The sequence below is a fragment of the Pseudomonas sp. KH_046_1 genome, assembly GCF_057839025.1.
In genome coordinates this window covers 1447945-1462603 of record NZ_CM174481.1, presented here as the reverse complement: position 1 = coordinate 1462603, position 14659 = coordinate 1447945, and the positions used below count along the sequence as shown (strand labels likewise).

The window sequence follows — 14659 nt, the reverse complement described above, 5'->3', positions numbered from 1 at the left end:
TACACGGTCCCTGTGGGAGCGGGCTTGCTCGCGAAAGCTATTCATCTGACACCGCAGCAATCAAGCCTTGTCCAAAGTCCGCAACTTCTGCGGCAACCCCCACAGCAACAGCGCCACCGCGATCAGCGCACACACACCAATGACATACAGCGCCGGCGTGGTGCTGCCGGTCAGGTCCTTGATCCGGCCGACCATCACCGGGCTGACGATGCCGCCAAACTGGCCCAGGGTGTTGATCACCGCGATCCCGCCGGCAGCGCCCGCGCCGGCACCGGCCAGCAGTTTCGGCGGCAAGGTCCAGAAGCTCGGGATGGAGGCGATGATCCCGGCACCGAGCAGGCCCAACGCGACAATCAGGAAGGTCGTGTGGTTGGCGAAGATCCCCGCGCAAAAGAACCCGATCGCACCGACCGCCACCAGACCGGCGACAAACTTGCGTCGCTCGCCAGTAGCATCGGACAGGCGTCCGATCACCACCATGCTGATGGCACCGCAGATATAAGGGATGGCTGTCAGCAAGCCGATCATCACCGGACTCTCGGTCCCTGCGCTGCGGATCAGTTGCGGCGCCCAGAAATTCAAGCCGTAGGACGCCACCTGAATCAGGAAATAGATCAGGCCCAAGGTCAGGAAACCCGGAATCCTAAGTGCGGCGAGCAGCGAACCACCGCTCTTGTGCGGCTCATGCTGGGCGATGCGGCTGGCCAGCAAGGTCTTCTCCGAAGGCGTCAGCCAATGAGCATCTTCGATGCGATCCTTGAGCAGGGTCAGCACCAGCAAACCGAGGCCGATGCACGGCACGCCACCGAGCAGGAACAGCCAGTGCCAGCCACGCATTTGCAGCACGCCGTCGAGGTGTTGCAGCACCAGGCCCGAGAACGGCGCGCCCACCAGGCCGGCGAACGCCGACGCCAGGAACAGCATCGAGGTGATGCGCCCGCGATAGTGCTGCGGGAACCACAGGGTCAGGTAATACAGCACGCCCGGGGCAAACCCCGCCTCCATCGCACCGATCACGAAGCGCAATACATAGAACTGCCATTCGCTGTTGACGAACACCATGGCCGCCGTGGCCAGGCCCCAGGACATCATGATCCGGGCGATCCAGCGCCGGGCGCCGACCTTGTACAGCATCATGTTGCTCGGCACTTCGAAAATCACATAGCCGACCACGAACAACCCGGCACCGAGGCCGTAAGCGGTGTCGCTCAGGCTCAGGTCGGCCTGCAGTTGAAACTTGGCGAAGCTGATGTTGATGCGGTCGAAAAAGGCGAACAGGTAGCAGACCATGATCAGCGGCATCAGACGCCAGGCGACTTTGCTGACCAGGGCTTTTTCTTCGTCGTGGCTAACGGCCGGGCTCGCGCCGGCCTCCAGTGCATTAAGGCTCATTGCAGTTCTCCAGGCGGACTTCCCGTGGGTGTCCGATTGTTTTTGTTGTCTGGTTGAGGTGCTTTTTACTGTAGGAGCGAGCCTGCTCGCGATGACTGAGTCACATCCAACATTGATGTCGACTGCCTCACCGCTATCGCGAGCAGGCTCGCTCCTACAGGGGATTGGTGTCAGGTCGGGATCGGATGCAAGTCACAATTGCGTCCAGCCTTGGCCAGTTGACCAGGCACTTCATGGCCGAGCAGCGCCGGCAGTCCTCGGGACAGTTTCAGCAGCAGCGGCAAATCGATGCCGGTATGAATGCCGACTTCATCGCACAGGTTCACCAGATCCTCGGTGCAGATGTTTCCCGACGCCCCCGGCGCAAACGGGCAGCCGCCTAGGCCACCAAGGGCCGCGTCGAAGCGGCGGGCACCGGCCTCGTAGGCGGCCAGCACGTTGCACAGGCCAAGGCCGCGGGTGTTGTGAAAATGCAGGGTCAGGTCCGCCGGGGACACCCGCTGCAACACCCGGCGCACCAGCCGGTCGACCTGACGCGGATTGGCCATGCCCGTGGTGTCGGCCAGGGTGATGCCCTGGATGCCGAGTTCCTGATAGGCCTCGACGATTTGCACCACGCGGTCCTCATCGATCTTGCCTTCGAACGGGCAGCCGAAGGTGGTGGCGATGCTGGCGTTGAGTCGCACGGGACTGTCGCCAACGAACTGCACAATCTCGCCGAACGCGGCCAATGAATCTTCACAGCGCATGCGCATGTTCGCCAGGTTGTGGGTCTGGCTGGCGGACATCACCAGGTTCAGCTCATCGGCACGGCACGCCAGTGCCCGTTGCGCGCCTTTGAGGTTGGGGATCAACGCGACGTAGATCACCCCCGGTTGCCGGGTGATGCCCTTGAACACCAGTTCGCCATCGCGCAGTGCAGGAATGGCCTTGGGCGACACGAACGAACCGGCTTCGATGCGGCTGAATCCGGCCTGCGACAATTGATCGATCAGAGCAATCTTGTCGTGGGTTTCAACCCAGGTCGGCTCGATTTGCAAACCGTCGCGCGGGGACACTTCCTGCACGATCAGGCTGTCGGAATAATCGGTGATCATTGCACTACTCCTTCGACTTTCAGCCGTTCGATGTCCATCGCGGTCAGGCCCAGTTGCGCGAGGATGCCGTCGGTGTGCTGGCCCAGTCCGGGGCCGGACCAGTTCACGCCGCCGGGCGTCTCGGAGAGTTTCGGCACGATGCCCGGCATCTTCACCGTGGCACCACCGGGCAACTCGGCATTGAGCAGCATGTCCCGCGCCTGATAGTGCGGATCGGCGACGATGTCGGCCACCGAGTAGATACGTCCGGCCGGGACTTCGGCGGCCTCCAGAGCGGCCAGCACCTCATCGATTGGCAGGCTGCTGGTCCAGTGGGTGATGGCGGCGTCGAGCAGATTACTCTTGGCTGCACGCCCGTCGTTGTGGGCGAACTCCGGAGCCTCCGCCAGATCGGCGCGGCCGATGGTTTGCATCAGACGCTTGTAGATCGGATCGCTGTTGCCGGCAATCACCACGTAGGCGCCGTCGGCGGTCAGGTAAGTGTTGGACGGCGCGATGCCCGGCAAGGCGCCACCGCTGCGTTCACGCACATGGCCAAGCATGTCGTATTCCGGCACCAGGCTTTCCATGACGTTGAACACGCTTTCGGCCAGGGACACATCGACGATTTGCCCGCCACCCTGCCCGGTCTTGACCCTTAGCAGCGACATCAGCGCGCCGATCACCGCGTGCAGCGACGCCAGGGAATCGCCGAGGCTCACGCCGACCCGCGCCGGTGGCGAACCGGGGGTGCCGGTGGTGTAGCGAATCCCGCCCATGGCTTCGCCTATGGCACCGAAACCCGGACGATCACGGTATGGGCCGGTCTGGCCGTAACCGGAAATCCGCACCAGCGTCAGGTTGGGATTGAGCGCGTGCAACACGTCCCAACCGAGGCCGAGTTTCTCCAGGGCGCCGGGGCGCAGATTCTCGATCAGCACATCGGCGCTGGTCGCCAGTTGCTTGACCAGTTCGATGCCTTCAGGGGATTTGAGGTTCAGCGCCAGGGACTTCTTGTTGCGCGATTGCAGGTACCACCACAGCGAGGTGCCTTCGTGCAGCTTGCGCCATTTGCGCAGGGGATCGCCCTGGCCCATGGCTTCGATCTTGATCACCTCGGCGCCGAACTCGGCCAGCATGCGCGCCGCAAACGGCGCAGCGATCAGCGTGCCAATCTCGATCACTTTGATCGCACTCAAGGGGGCAGTCATCGCGGGGTACCTCTTGTTCTTGGAATATGTGCCAAGGCTAGAGGACAGGGGGCTCGGGAATCCAACCTTCAGTTGGCAACGGGCGTTCGCGAAATGCGAACGCTCTGGAAGCTTGTTGCGACCTCAGGTCAGTCATCGCGAGCAAGCTCGCTCCCACAGGGATCTTCAGCGCACCACAGAGCCATTGTGGGAGCGAGCTTGCTCGCGATGAGGCCGGCCCAATCAACACAACAATATCAGGCACCCCCTCGCAAATGCTCAAACAACATCCGGCTCACCGGCGACAATAACGCCTCATCGCGCACCACCAGAATCAACGCCCGGTCCGACCATTCGTCCGTCAACGGCACCGCGTGCAAACCCAGCGCCCGACCGAACAGTTCATAAGCCTTGTGCGGCAAAATGCCGATGCCCATGTTGGCCTGGACCATCCGGCACATCGCATCAAACCCCGGCACATGAATGCGCAAACGCAAAACCTTGCCGGCCTGGCGCGCCGCCGCGTGGGTGCGCATGTTGATCGAACTGGCCGCATGCAACCCAACGTAATCACTGCCCAGCGTATCGGCGAACGCCACGCTCGACCGGCTCGCCAATGGATGGTGCGGCGGCATCAACACCACCAGTTTGTCCTGGCGATACAGCACGCTGTGCAGGCCCTTGATGTCGCTGTCGATGGAACAGATCCCGAGGTCGGCCACCCCGTCGAGCACGCCCTGAATCACCCCGGCGCTGGGGCGTTCTTCGAGGTCGGTCTTGACCTGTGGGTGACGCTCGGAAAAATCCCGCAGGTCCTCGGGCAAAAACTGAATGATCGCCGACAGGTTGGCGAGCATCCGCACATAGCCGCGCACACCGTGGCTGTGCTCGCCCAGTTCAAGCCCCATTTTCTCGACGTTGAACAACATCTGCCGGGCATGGTGCAGCAGGGTTTCACCGGCCGGTGTCAGGGACATGCCCTTGGCCTGGCGCACGAACAGGCTGATGCCCAGCGCCTCCTCAAGTTCCATCAAGCGCTTGCTCGCCGCCGAGACTGCAATCGCTTCGCGCGAGGCGGCACGGGTCAGTGTGCCTTCTTCATGCACGGCGACGAACAGTTGCAGGGTGATCAGGTCGAGACGGCGGATCAGGCTTTTTTGCAGCATCGGGTACTCGGCGAAGTCGGCTCAGGCGAAACCGCAGCATAGCGTTCTTCGCCCGCGTCGTGCCGTGGTCCGGGCACCGGTCGTGATAAAGTCGCCGCCCACAGACCTTTTGCCGTGAGACGAAGACCGCAATGACCGATTTCCAGGATGTCGATGCTCAACTTGAAGACTGGAACGCCTTGCGCAGCACCACTTCGTTCAGTGGTTTGCTGGTGGGCAACGGTGCCAGTCGCGCGGTGTGGGACGATTTCGGCTACGAGTCACTGTTCGACAACGCCCGTACCGTTGAAGAAAAACCCCTGAGCCCGTCCGAGCTGAGTGTGTTCGATGCGATGCAGACCCGCAGTTTCGAGCAGGTACTGAGCGCCTTGAAAACCACCAGCCGGGTCAACAAGGCCCTGGCTGTCAGCTCCGCTGCCCCGCGCAATCGCTACTACGCGATCAAGGAAGCGCTGATCAACACGGTGCATGCGGTGCATATTCCGTGGCGGCTGGTGGTGCCCTCGACACTGGTTACCATCAATCAGGAACTGGCCAGTTACCGCACGGTGTTCACCACCAATTACGACTTGCTCAACTATTGGGCAGTGCAACACCAGCCTGAGGCGATCACCGATCTGTTCCTGGGCACCGAGCCCGGTTTCGACCTGAGCGACACGGCCACCGATAAAACCCGTTTGCTGTACCTGCACGGCGGTCTGCATCTGGTACGCAACCAGGACGGTACAGCGCGCAAGCTGATGTCGACCGAGGGCACGTTGCTGGGCAATTTCGCCATCAACAACACGATCAAGACCCTCGACGACGTGCCGCTGTTCGTCAACGAAGGGCCGAGTGCAGACAAGCTCAAGACCATTCGCAGTTCGGACTATCTGTCGTTCTGCTACGAGCAATTACTCGGTCACGGCCAGGCGCTGTGCATCTTCGGCCATGCGTTGGGGGAGCAGGACAGCCACATCATCCATGCCTTGCGCCTGGCGAAACCGCAGGTGCTGGCGATCTCGATTTACCCGCGCAGCAAGGCGTTCATCCAGCACCAGAAGCGGCATTACGCGAAGGTGTTTGAGGGGACGGGGGTTGAGTTGCGTTTTTTTGACTCCAAGAGCCATGCGTTGGGTGGCACGAAGTTATCTGTTCCAGTCGAAGTTTAGTACTGGCCGATCTGACGCTTTCGCGAGCAAGCCCGCTCCCACAGGTGACCGAGTTCCTTCAGATAAAATGCGGTCGAATGTGGGAGCGAGCTTGCTCCCACAGGGATTTGTGTTGGCTTTGAAAGCTGTACTCAAAGCACCGGCAACGTCTTGTCCTTGACCACCGTGGACGAACCGTTGGCCTTCACGCTGGCAATGCCTTTCTCCATGGCGGCATCAGAGGAATAGGCCTCGCTGCTGCCGATGATCTCGTGGTTGCCTGCCTTGAGGTTGAAATACGGGTGGCCATCCTTGGTGGTTTTCTTCTCGTAACGCTCATCCAGCGGGCTGTTGGCCTGGACCGAGGCGATGCCTTTGTCGGCGGCGGCGTGGGTGGTGTACAGCTCGCTGGTCAGAATGGTCTCGGCGTTGGCCGCCTTGAGGACAAACCTGAACTGGCCATTGCTGCTTTTGCTCACTTCATACCATCCGGACATGCTCTTTCTCCTTGGCGATTGAGAGGTTGTGCGCTTCACAGTAAAGACCAGCCTGGTGTTTCTGTCGCCTGTACCGGCCCCATCGCGGGCAAGCCCGCTCCCACAGGTTCAGCGTAATCCCTGTGGGAGCGGGCTTGCTCCGGGCGGCGTTCCGACGAAGGGGTAGACGCAGTTTTGACTACTTCACCACTGCCCGCACCACCGACAATTCCGGCGCCGACGTCCGCCGCTGGCTCAGGTACCGCGTACAACTCACCCGCAGGAATGACGCGAAATTGACCACCTCGCCGCGATAGTCCATCACCTCTTCATACAGCTTGGCGATCAACTGATTGGTGGTCATGCCATCGACTTCGGCGATTTCACTGAGGATGTCCCAGAATTGATTCTCCAGCCGCAGGGTGGTGACCACCCCGCAGATGCGCAGCGAGCGGGAGCGCGATTCGTAGAGAATCGGGTCGGCTTTGACGTACAGCTCGCACATGGACCTATCCTTCGTTACAGCGTGATTTTGGTGCCCAGCAACCCCAGGAAACCGGCCAGCCAGTTCGGGTGCGCAGGCCAGGCCGGCGCCGTGGCCAGATTGCCCTGAACATGGCCGTCCGTCACCGGAATATCGATATACGTACCGCCCGCCAGTCGCACTTCCGGAGCACAGGCCGGATAAGCGCTGCATTCGCGACCTTCGAGAACACCCGCGGCCGCCAGCAACTGCGCGCCATGGCACACGGCAGCGATCGGCTTGCCGGCCTTGTCGAATGCGCGCACCAGCTCCAGGACCTTTTCGTTCAGGCGCAGGTACTCCGGCGCACGGCCGCCCGGAATCAGCACGGCGTCATAATCGGCGGCGTCGACCTTGGCGAAATCGAAGTTCAGGGCAAACAGGTGACCGGGTTTTTCACTGTAGGTCTGGTCGCCTTCAAAGTCATGGATCGCCGTGCGCACGGTCTGGCCGGCGGCTTTGTCCGGGCAAACGGCGTGCACCGTGTGGCCGACCATCAGCAGCGCATGGAACGGCACCATCACTTCATAGTCTTCGACGTAATCACCGACCAGCATCAGAATTTTTTTCGCAGCCATGGGGAGGACTCCTCTGGAAGTGGGCTTGCAGGAGTATTCAAGGTAGTCCCATTGCGCAGGTGTGGGTAATAACCAGCTACTACCGTGTAATCGTTCTTCGCGAGCAGGCTCGCTCCCACAAGGACGACACAATCCCTGTGGGAGCGAGCCTGCTCGCGAAGAGGCCCGCAAACTGTACGGATAAGTCTGTGCCTAGCTGTAACAGCGGACAACCCACGGTTTATGGCTATATGAAGCCCTACCCCATTTCCCAATATTCCGGTTGCCATCATGTCTTCGCGCGAAAACACCGGCATGGCCCTGGGCCTGCTCGGCGTTGTGATCTTCAGCCTCACCCTGCCCTTCACGCGGATCGTCGTGCAGGAACTGCACCCGCTGCTCAATGGCCTGGGCCGGGCACTGTTTGCGGCTGTTCCGGCGGCGTTGCTGCTGTTGTGGCGCCGGGAAAAATGGCCGACCTGGAAGCAGGTCAAAGGCCTGACGCTGGTGATGGCCGGGGTGATCCTCGGTTTCCCGGTATTGTCGGCCTGGGCCATGCAAACCTTGCCGGCATCCCACGGTGCGCTGGTCAACGGTTTGCAGCCGCTGTGCGTGGCGCTGTACGCCGCGTGGTTGTCCCATGAGCGGCCTTCGAAAGCCTTCTGGGCCTGCGCCGCATTGGGCAGTGCGTTGGTGCTCGGTTATGCACTGATCAGCGGTGCCGGCAGTATCCAGGCCGGTGACTTGCTGATGCTTGGCGCCATTGCAGTGGGCGGATTGGGCTACGCCGAGGGAGGCCGACTGGCCAGGGAGATGGGCGGCTGGCAGGTGATCTGCTGGGCGCTGGTGCTGTCGACGCCGCTGCTGATCGGCCCGGTGGTGTATCTGGCGCTGCAGCATCAGGGCGAGATTTCCGCCAAGACCTGGTGGGCCTTCGGTTATGTCTCGCTATTTTCACAGTTCATCGGCTTCTTCGCCTGGTACGCCGGGCTGGCCATGGGCGGCATTGCCCGGGTCAGTCAGATCCAGTTGCTGCAGATCTTCTTCACCATCGCCTTCTCGGCGCTGTTCTTCGGTGAACATGTGGAGCCGATTACCTGGCTGTTTGCTGGCGGGGTGATCGTGACGGTGATGCTCGGACGCAAGACAGCGATCAAACCAAGTGTGGGAGCGAGCCTGCTCGCAAAGGGGTCGTCACATCCAACATAGGTGTTGAATGTCGGTCCGCAATCGCGAGCAAGCTCGCTCCCACAGAGGGTCAGCTCAAATAACCGTCAGCGCGCAGCAACGTTTCCAGACAATGTTCGCTGATGTGATAGAAGTCCTTCAGCTCCTGAATCTTCGCCAGCAACTGGGCCGGGTCCACCGGCTCGGCGCGTTTGACCGCCAGGATCATCTTGTTCTTGTTGGTGTGGTCCAGCGAGATGAACTCGAACACCTTGGTCTCGTAGCCGCAGGCCTCGAGGAACAGCGCGCGCAGACTGTCGGTGACCATCTCCGCCTGCTGGCCCAGGTGCAAGCCGTATTGCAGCATCGGCTTGAGCAGCGCCGGGCTCTGGATCTGCAGGCGGATCTGTTTGTGGCAGCACGGCGAGCACATGATGATCGCCGCGCCGGAACGGATGCCGGTGTGGATCGCATAGTCGGTGGCGATGTCGCAGGCATGCAGGGCGATCATCACGTCCAGCTCGCTCGGCGCCACGCTGCGCACGTCACCGCACTTGAACACCAGGCCGGGGTGTTCAAGCCTGGCAGCCGCGGTGTTGCACAGGGTGACCATGTCTTCACGCAGCTCGACACCGGTCACTTCGCCTTCGGCCTTCAAGGTGTTGCGCAGGTAATCGTGGATGGCGAAGGTCAGGTAGCCCTTGCCCGAACCGAAGTCCGCCACCCGCACCGGCTTGTCCAGCGCCAGGGGTGACGACGTCAGCGCATGGCTGAACACTTCGATGAACTTGTTGATCTGCTTCCACTTGCGCGACATCGCCGGGATCAGCTCGTGCTTGCTGTTTGTCACACCGAGGTCGGCGAGAAACGGCCGGCTCAGGTCAAGAAAACGGTTTTTCTCACGGTTGTGCTCGGCCGATGGCACTTCGCGCAATTGCTGAGGTTGGCTCTTGAACAGTGATGACTTGCCTTTTTTGCTGTATTCGAGCTGGGCTTCGTCAGTCAACGACAACAAATGCGCATTTTTGAACGACGCCGGCAGCAGCCCGGCAATACTCGCCACGCCGTCGGCCAGCGGCAGGTTCTTGGTGATATCGCGGGTCTTGTAGCGGTAGACAAAAGACAGGCAAGGCTGCGCCTTGACCGTCACCGGTTTGATGATGATTCGCTGCAGGTCCGTTTCATCGCCCACGTACTTGGCCAGCACCAGTTTGATGAACGCATTGTGCTCGAGGCTGGTTTGCAGCAGGTCGATGAACTGAGCGTGATGATCCGGCGCGAGGCTGGCGGGAGTGGCGGTGACGGACATGGAAAAACGGCCTCAGGCGATGCAAATCGGAGAATGCCGGTATTTTAAGGGGGACGAGGACTTTGGGCACGGGGTTATTTTGCGGCAGGTCCCAGTCATGCAGCCCAGGACCTCAATACAAGCGTTGAAACCTCAGGGTTCCACCAGGCGAAGCCTGCGGTTATTCGGTGAGTTAATGATGTGTTTGACGATCAGCCCCACTGGCACTGCCCAGGTCAGGCCATTGGCAGGATCAGTCACCACGGCGACCGTTTCGGAACTGGCATCGATGTCCAGGCGCCGCCGGTCGTTGCACGACTTGAGTACGCCATAGGCACGGCTGACCAGCCTTTCCGCCAGGTGCATCGGCACATCCATATTCTGCAGATGCTTCACCGCTCGACAAAACAGGATCTGATCATCGATCCCCCCTTCACTTTCATGACGCCCCAGAAACGCCTGGGCTATCGCCAATAGCTCCTCATTCAGACCTGCATTTTCATCGGTAATCTTCATGCTCACGTCTCCTGCGGCACTTCTGTCGTGGCAGGACTGACTGCAACGGGCCGGGCGGCACGACGCAAATCGGGCCCGGCGCAAGGCAGGCGCACGGCCGGATTGGGCATGCCACTGGGCGAAAGTTCATGGGTCATTTCAAATTCGGCACGAACGGACCAGCCGCAAGCTTCCGACGTGCATTGCAGATACGCCACCCGCAGGAAAATATGCCGGCCTTCGCTGGTGCGGATGCGCATCCTGCTCAAGCAGTGCGGGCACACCATTTTATAAGTACTCATGCTTGATTCCCGAGGGTCATTGGGTGGCAATCAACCTGATCAAACGCAATACTACTTGAGACGTTCATCGTGGCGCTGCGGACTTGCGGATAGTGTCTGCCAGACATAAGGAAGTGCATCGGGCAGACGCGTAATGGGTTCGAGCCATGCTCGTAGGAAATCACCCTGATACCATTAAGAAGTTTCGACATCGTATTCTTCTGACTCATCTTTGATGATTGATTACTTATTATGAAAAAAAGTACTCATTACGCATAAATTAGGCACTCAAAAAGCATATGTCAAAAGGAAGAGGCTCAAATTGCGTAGCAAAAAATCACAAGCCGTTTTGGCTCGACTAAAGCAAGTTACTGGCACAAAAACCGATGCTTCTTTATCTTCCGCGCTACAGATCAGCCCGCAGACACTTAGTAGCTGGAGAGGCCGCGATAGCACGCCATACTCATTATGCGTAGAAATCGCACAAACGCGGGGAATCTCCCTTGACTGGTTGCTGCTGGGTGAAGGGCCGGTCCTGAGACAAACAGTTACTGATTCTTCGGAGGCTGATCAGGCAAGCACAACACGGGAAGACACCATTCTCGCGCTCTGGCGGTTGCTCGACGAAGCTGATCGCTGCGCCATACAAAACGCACTCGAGGAAAAGCAACGACTGCGTGATATGGAACTCAGACTTTCCGAAATGGCCTCTATTCTTGCAACACTTAAAACCTCAACTGAAACTTGATGACATATGTCATCAGAAGTTTCATTGCTTCAAGACGTGCCACGGGCAACAGGTATAAATGCGCTGATAACACGCCAGCCTGTACCCACACCAGGGCAAGCCTTTGACGAACCATCATTTTCGCCCTCTCAGGTGTCGAATGATTTCGCCAATACCGGCGCTATCGATCCATTGCATGAGCTTGATGCTGATAGGAATAACGACCAGTGCGCAAAGAAAGGCTGTCACACCTCCTGTCAGAAAAGGCGCCAGCGGATGTGCGACAGGTGTAAAGAGGTAACCGACACCTGCAGACAGCAACCAGGAACCAATGCGCTGCCAGGCCTTGAAGTCAGTGCGAGTGGTCGTGACCAGCCACGCTCCGAGCATTGCACCGAACAGTGCCTCGCCATCAACGACTGGCAGCGTTGCAATCCCCATTCCCAACATGAGCCCACTGATACCGTTGTAGGTCGAATCAGTCAGGCTCATGCGCACCTCGCGCAACGACCGAGTCCACGATGATCGCTCCCGACTCGATGGCCTTGAGCAAGGCGGAACTGCGCGAACTGACAGCGAACTTTCGGCGAATATTGGCGAAGTGAAAATTGACGGTAGATTCCGCGCAATTCTCGATCCTGGCGATTTCCCAGGAAGTCTTGCCCTTGAAACACCACATCAGGATTTGAGTTTCTTTCGCCGTCAGCTTCGCCGTTGGCGTACTTCCCTCTCCGTCAGGAACTACCCGTGCCAAAGAGTCATTCGATTGTTGGGTTGACATAAGAATCCCTCTTCGCGGGAACGCCCGTCGCTGGGCGTCCACTGATTAGAGAGAAATACTGATGGCAAGGCCGAACCCGGACAATTAACGGGAGTTGTAGCGGCGCGCGCTACATAACGCGATGAAAAGTCTTAGCCGAGCACCACCAACCGGTTCGGCAATTCATTGCGCACATGGGTCACCGGCACATGCACCTTGAGCAGCTCGCCACAGGCTTCGACGCAGCTGACAAACCCTTGCAGCGTCTGCCCCTGCTTTACCTGCTGAGTGAACGTGGCGACGATCGCGTCCCAGTTCTTGTTGTCCAGGCGACTGGAAATCCCTTCATCCACCAGGATCTCCACGTAACGCTCAGCTTCGGAAACGAAAATCAGCACGCCGGTGCTGCCCTCGGTGTGGTGCAGGTTCTGTTCCAGAAACTGCCGGCGCGCCAGGTTCGAGGCACGCCAGTGGCGCACCGAGCGCGGGATCAGATGGGTGGTGACTTTCGGCAGACGGAACACCAGGCACAGCACGATGAAGATGGCCCATTGCACCAGCAGCAGGCTGTGCAGGGTCAGCCAACCGGTGAAGTAATGCACGATGCCCGGTACCAGCAGCGCCAGCAGACTGGCCCACAGCAACGGGATGTACGCATAGTCGTCGGCACGGGCCGCGAGTACGGTCACCAGTTCTGCGTCGGTCTCGCGCTCGACCCGGGCAATGGCCTCGGCCACTTTGCGTTGTTCGTGTTCAGTCAGTAATGCCATGTCGTGAAGTGCCTGCTCATTTTTATTATCACCAGCCGCCGGACGAACCGCCCCCGCCGAAACTGCCCCCGCCGCCGCTGAAGCCTCCCCCTCCACCGCCGCCGCCAAACCCACCACCGCCAAAGCCGCCCCCGGATCCACCGGAGCCGCCCCGGCCGGCGGGAAGGATACCGAGCATCTGGGACACAAAAACAGTCAGGATGAACAACATCACCAAAAACACGAACAAACCGGGATGTCGCGCGATGAAATCGTCCCCCGGATCACCTCTGGATTCATACGCCGTGGAGGGTTCGTCCAAGGGATTGCCGCCCAGCACCACCAGCATTGCTGCCACGCCGTCACTGATGCCTTTACTGAAATTGCCGGTCTTGAACGCCGGGGTGATGACCTGGTTGATGATCACCGAACTCTGGGCATCGGTCAGGCGATCCTCCAGGCCGTAACCGACTTCGATACGCAACCGGCGCTCGTCCCGGGCGATGATCAGCAAGGCGCCGTTGTTCTTGTCCTTCTGCCCGATGCCCCAGTGGCGGCCGAGTTGGTAACCGAAGTCGGCGATGTCGGTGCCTTGCAAATCCGGCAAAGTCACGACCACAAGCTGCTCGCCGGTGGCTTGCTCATGGGCCTGAAGTTGTTGGGTGAGCTGCTGGCGCACCGATGGCTCGATCATCTGCGCGTTGTCGACCACCCGCCCGGTCAGCGCCGGGAAGCTCAGCTCGGCCCGGGCCGTGATCGCCACCACCCACAACAACAGCAACAGGCCTGTTTTCAGGACGCGCATTGGCAACCTCTTGCGTGGTGACGCCGATTAACGCTGTTCAGAATTTGACCTCGGGGGCCTTTTCCGACCCCGGTGTGGCTTCGAAGGTCTCGCGCACCGGCAGGTCGCTGTACATCACGGTGTGCCACAGGCGACCGGGGAACGTGCGGATCTCGGTGTTGTACTTCTGCACCGCGAGGATGAAATCGCGCCGGGCCACGCTGATGCGGTTCTCGGTGCCTTCCAGTTGCGACTGCAAGGCGAGAAAGTTCTGGTTGGCCTTCAGGTCCGGATACCGCTCGGAGACCACCATCAATCGGCTCAAGGCGCCGCTGAGCTGGTCCTGGGCCTGTTGGTACTGCTTGAGCTTTTCCGGGTTGTCGAGGGTCGAGGCATCCACCTGGATCGACGTGGCCTTGGCCCGGGCCTCGATGACGGCGGTCAGGGTTTCCTTCTCGTGGGCCGCATAGCCCTTGACGGTTTCCACCAGGTTGGGAATCAGGTCGGCGCGCCGCTGATACTGGTTCTGCACCTGGCCCCAGGCGGCTTTGGCCTGTTCATCGAGGGTGGGGATGTTGTTGATGCCGCAGGCGGTCAGCAAAGTGGCCAGCACCAGCAGCGTGGCGACCTGCAGGCGCGAACGGTAGGTTGGACTTACATTCATCAGGCTGACGCTCCCTTGTACATTTCATGAAAAAACCGACCGTGAAACCTACTGAGCCGGCTCTTGGGGCATAATCGCCCGCGCCTCTGGATTGCAACGGGCCGATGGGCTAAAAAGAGGCCCTGCGCGAAAACGCATCCGCCATCTGGCTGTGGTTTTTTGGCTCTGGTCTTTTGAGCCGGCACCCGAACAACAATAGACGCTCCCTAAATTTTGGCTGGCCGGCGTGTGCAT

18 protein-coding genes are annotated in these 14659 nt (G+C 59.9%); 3 read left to right on the top strand and 15 right to left on the bottom strand.

The genetic code is table 11. From position 1 onward, the window contains the following. Positions 1–60 precede the first annotated feature (60 nt). The 4 genes from AC3IT9_RS06570 to AC3IT9_RS06555 form a co-directional block, all read right to left on the bottom strand. Positions 61–1392 carry an MFS transporter gene (locus AC3IT9_RS06570; RefSeq protein WP_150727565.1) on the bottom strand — a complete coding sequence of 444 codons (1332 nt, stop codon included), beginning with the start codon at positions 1390–1392 and terminating at the stop codon, positions 61–63. Between the two features lie 170 nt (positions 1393–1562). Then, positions 1563–2489: a hydroxymethylglutaryl-CoA lyase gene (locus tag AC3IT9_RS06565; protein ID WP_489272450.1), complete on the bottom strand. Its 927-nt coding sequence runs from the start codon at positions 2487–2489 to the stop codon at positions 1563–1565. Further along, positions 2486–3679, bottom strand: coding sequence for a CaiB/BaiF CoA transferase family protein (locus AC3IT9_RS06560; protein WP_057716050.1), 1194 nt, complete (start codon positions 3677–3679; stop codon positions 2486–2488). Before AC3IT9_RS06560 ends, AC3IT9_RS06565 begins: the two co-directional genes overlap by 4 nt. 236 nt (positions 3680–3915) lie before the next feature. Then, entirely contained in the window at positions 3916–4824 is a 909-nt protein-coding gene (locus AC3IT9_RS06555) for a LysR family transcriptional regulator (protein WP_150757357.1), read from the bottom strand. A gap of 131 nt (positions 4825–4955) precedes the next feature. Between AC3IT9_RS06555 and AC3IT9_RS06550 the strand changes: the two genes are divergently transcribed. Beyond that, positions 4956–5975: a DUF4917 family protein gene (locus AC3IT9_RS06550; protein WP_489272448.1), complete on the top strand. Its 1020-nt coding sequence runs from the start codon at positions 4956–4958 to the stop codon at positions 5973–5975. Positions 5976–6106: 131 nt separating this feature from the next. Here the strand turns inward: AC3IT9_RS06550 and AC3IT9_RS06545 are convergent, their stop codons facing one another. The 3 genes from AC3IT9_RS06545 to AC3IT9_RS06535 all read right to left on the bottom strand — a co-directional run bounded on the left by AC3IT9_RS06545 (position 6107) and on the right by AC3IT9_RS06535 (position 7531). Further along, positions 6107–6451 (bottom strand): YegP family protein, encoded by a 345-nt coding sequence (locus AC3IT9_RS06545; RefSeq protein ID WP_489272446.1) that lies wholly within the window; start codon positions 6449–6451, stop codon positions 6107–6109. 178 nt (positions 6452–6629) lie between these two features. Beyond that, positions 6630–6935: a ribbon-helix-helix domain-containing protein gene (locus tag AC3IT9_RS06540; protein ID WP_008051823.1), complete on the bottom strand. Its 306-nt coding sequence runs from the start codon at positions 6933–6935 to the stop codon at positions 6630–6632. A 14-nt stretch (positions 6936–6949) separates the two neighbouring features. After that, positions 6950–7531, bottom strand: a complete 582-nt coding sequence (locus AC3IT9_RS06535; protein ID WP_489272445.1) for a DJ-1/PfpI family protein — start codon at positions 7529–7531, stop codon at positions 6950–6952. A gap of 270 nt (positions 7532–7801) precedes the next feature. On the opposite strand from AC3IT9_RS06535, the gene AC3IT9_RS06530 reads away from it, so the two are divergent. Then, complete coding sequence (locus tag AC3IT9_RS06530; protein ID WP_353742252.1) at positions 7802–8719, top strand: DMT family transporter; 918 nt, start codon at positions 7802–7804, stop codon at positions 8717–8719. A gap of 49 nt (positions 8720–8768) precedes the next feature. Here the strand turns inward: AC3IT9_RS06530 and AC3IT9_RS06525 are convergent, their stop codons facing one another. The 3 genes from AC3IT9_RS06525 to AC3IT9_RS06515 form a co-directional block, all read right to left on the bottom strand. Beyond that, positions 8769–9986 (bottom strand): class I SAM-dependent methyltransferase, encoded by a 1218-nt coding sequence (locus AC3IT9_RS06525; RefSeq protein WP_489272443.1) that lies wholly within the window; start codon positions 9984–9986, stop codon positions 8769–8771. Between the two features lie 132 nt (positions 9987–10118). Further along, positions 10119–10481: a hypothetical protein gene (locus AC3IT9_RS06520; RefSeq protein WP_150727574.1), complete on the bottom strand. Its 363-nt coding sequence runs from the start codon at positions 10479–10481 to the stop codon at positions 10119–10121. Positions 10482–10483: 2 nt separating this feature from the next. Next, positions 10484–10762, bottom strand: coding sequence for an Ogr/Delta-like zinc finger protein (locus AC3IT9_RS06515; protein WP_150727575.1), 279 nt, complete (start codon positions 10760–10762; stop codon positions 10484–10486). A gap of 301 nt (positions 10763–11063) precedes the next feature. Between AC3IT9_RS06515 and AC3IT9_RS06510 the strand changes: the two genes are divergently transcribed. Beyond that, positions 11064–11489 carry a helix-turn-helix domain-containing protein gene (locus AC3IT9_RS06510; RefSeq protein ID WP_489272441.1) on the top strand — a complete coding sequence of 142 codons (426 nt, stop codon included), beginning with the start codon at positions 11064–11066 and terminating at the stop codon, positions 11487–11489. 114 nt (positions 11490–11603) lie between these two features. On the opposite strand, the gene AC3IT9_RS06505 is transcribed toward AC3IT9_RS06510, so the two are convergent. The 5 genes from AC3IT9_RS06505 to AC3IT9_RS06485 form a co-directional block, all read right to left on the bottom strand. Then, positions 11604–11960, bottom strand: a complete 357-nt coding sequence (locus AC3IT9_RS06505; RefSeq protein ID WP_150727576.1) for a putative holin — start codon at positions 11958–11960, stop codon at positions 11604–11606. Further along, on the bottom strand, positions 11947–12249 hold the full coding sequence (locus AC3IT9_RS06500; RefSeq protein ID WP_150727577.1) for a helix-turn-helix transcriptional regulator: 303 nt from the start codon (positions 12247–12249) through the stop codon (positions 11947–11949). Before AC3IT9_RS06500 ends, AC3IT9_RS06505 begins: the two co-directional genes overlap by 14 nt. 131 nt (positions 12250–12380) lie before the next feature. Next, positions 12381–12998, bottom strand: a complete 618-nt coding sequence (locus tag AC3IT9_RS06495; RefSeq protein ID WP_150727578.1) for a TPM domain-containing protein — start codon at positions 12996–12998, stop codon at positions 12381–12383. A 28-nt stretch (positions 12999–13026) separates the two neighbouring features. Then, complete coding sequence (locus AC3IT9_RS06490) at positions 13027–13782, bottom strand: TPM domain-containing protein (RefSeq protein WP_150754119.1); 756 nt, start codon at positions 13780–13782, stop codon at positions 13027–13029. A 37-nt stretch (positions 13783–13819) separates the two neighbouring features. Further along, complete coding sequence (locus tag AC3IT9_RS06485) at positions 13820–14425, bottom strand: LemA family protein (protein WP_150754120.1); 606 nt, start codon at positions 14423–14425, stop codon at positions 13820–13822. Positions 14426–14659 lie beyond the last annotated feature (234 nt).

Excerpts from the sequence above, each read along its gene's own strand:
- AC3IT9_RS06570 (WP_150727565.1), bottom strand. The coding sequence starts at position 1,392 with ATGAGCCTTAATGCACTGGAGGCCGGCGCGAGCCCGGCCGTTAGCCAC.
- AC3IT9_RS06565 (WP_489272450.1), bottom strand. The coding sequence starts at position 2,489 with ATGATCACCGATTATTCCGACAGCCTGATCGTGCAGGAAGTGTCCCCG.
- AC3IT9_RS06560 (WP_057716050.1), bottom strand. The coding sequence starts at position 3,679 with ATGACTGCCCCCTTGAGTGCGATCAAAGTGATCGAGATTGGCACGCTG.
- AC3IT9_RS06555 (WP_150757357.1), bottom strand. The coding sequence starts at position 4,824 with ATGCTGCAAAAAAGCCTGATCCGCCGTCTCGACCTGATCACCCTGCAA.
- AC3IT9_RS06550 (WP_489272448.1), top strand. The coding sequence starts at position 4,956 with ATGACCGATTTCCAGGATGTCGATGCTCAACTTGAAGACTGGAACGCC.
- AC3IT9_RS06545 (WP_489272446.1), bottom strand. The coding sequence starts at position 6,451 with ATGTCCGGATGGTATGAAGTGAGCAAAAGCAGCAATGGCCAGTTCAGG.
- AC3IT9_RS06540 (WP_008051823.1), bottom strand. The coding sequence starts at position 6,935 with ATGTGCGAGCTGTACGTCAAAGCCGACCCGATTCTCTACGAATCGCGC.
- AC3IT9_RS06535 (WP_489272445.1), bottom strand. The coding sequence starts at position 7,531 with ATGGCTGCGAAAAAAATTCTGATGCTGGTCGGTGATTACGTCGAAGAC.
- AC3IT9_RS06530 (WP_353742252.1), top strand. The coding sequence starts at position 7,802 with ATGTCTTCGCGCGAAAACACCGGCATGGCCCTGGGCCTGCTCGGCGTT.
- AC3IT9_RS06525 (WP_489272443.1), bottom strand. The coding sequence starts at position 9,986 with ATGTCCGTCACCGCCACTCCCGCCAGCCTCGCGCCGGATCATCACGCT.
- AC3IT9_RS06520 (WP_150727574.1), bottom strand. The coding sequence starts at position 10,481 with ATGAAGATTACCGATGAAAATGCAGGTCTGAATGAGGAGCTATTGGCG.
- AC3IT9_RS06515 (WP_150727575.1), bottom strand. The coding sequence starts at position 10,762 with ATGAGTACTTATAAAATGGTGTGCCCGCACTGCTTGAGCAGGATGCGC.
- AC3IT9_RS06505 (WP_150727576.1), bottom strand. The coding sequence starts at position 11,960 with ATGAGCCTGACTGATTCGACCTACAACGGTATCAGTGGGCTCATGTTG.
- AC3IT9_RS06500 (WP_150727577.1), bottom strand. The coding sequence starts at position 12,249 with ATGTCAACCCAACAATCGAATGACTCTTTGGCACGGGTAGTTCCTGAC.
- AC3IT9_RS06495 (WP_150727578.1), bottom strand. The coding sequence starts at position 12,998 with ATGGCATTACTGACTGAACACGAACAACGCAAAGTGGCCGAGGCCATT.
- AC3IT9_RS06490 (WP_150754119.1), bottom strand. The coding sequence starts at position 13,782 with ATGCGCGTCCTGAAAACAGGCCTGTTGCTGTTGTTGTGGGTGGTGGCG.
- AC3IT9_RS06485 (WP_150754120.1), bottom strand. The coding sequence starts at position 14,425 with ATGAATGTAAGTCCAACCTACCGTTCGCGCCTGCAGGTCGCCACGCTG.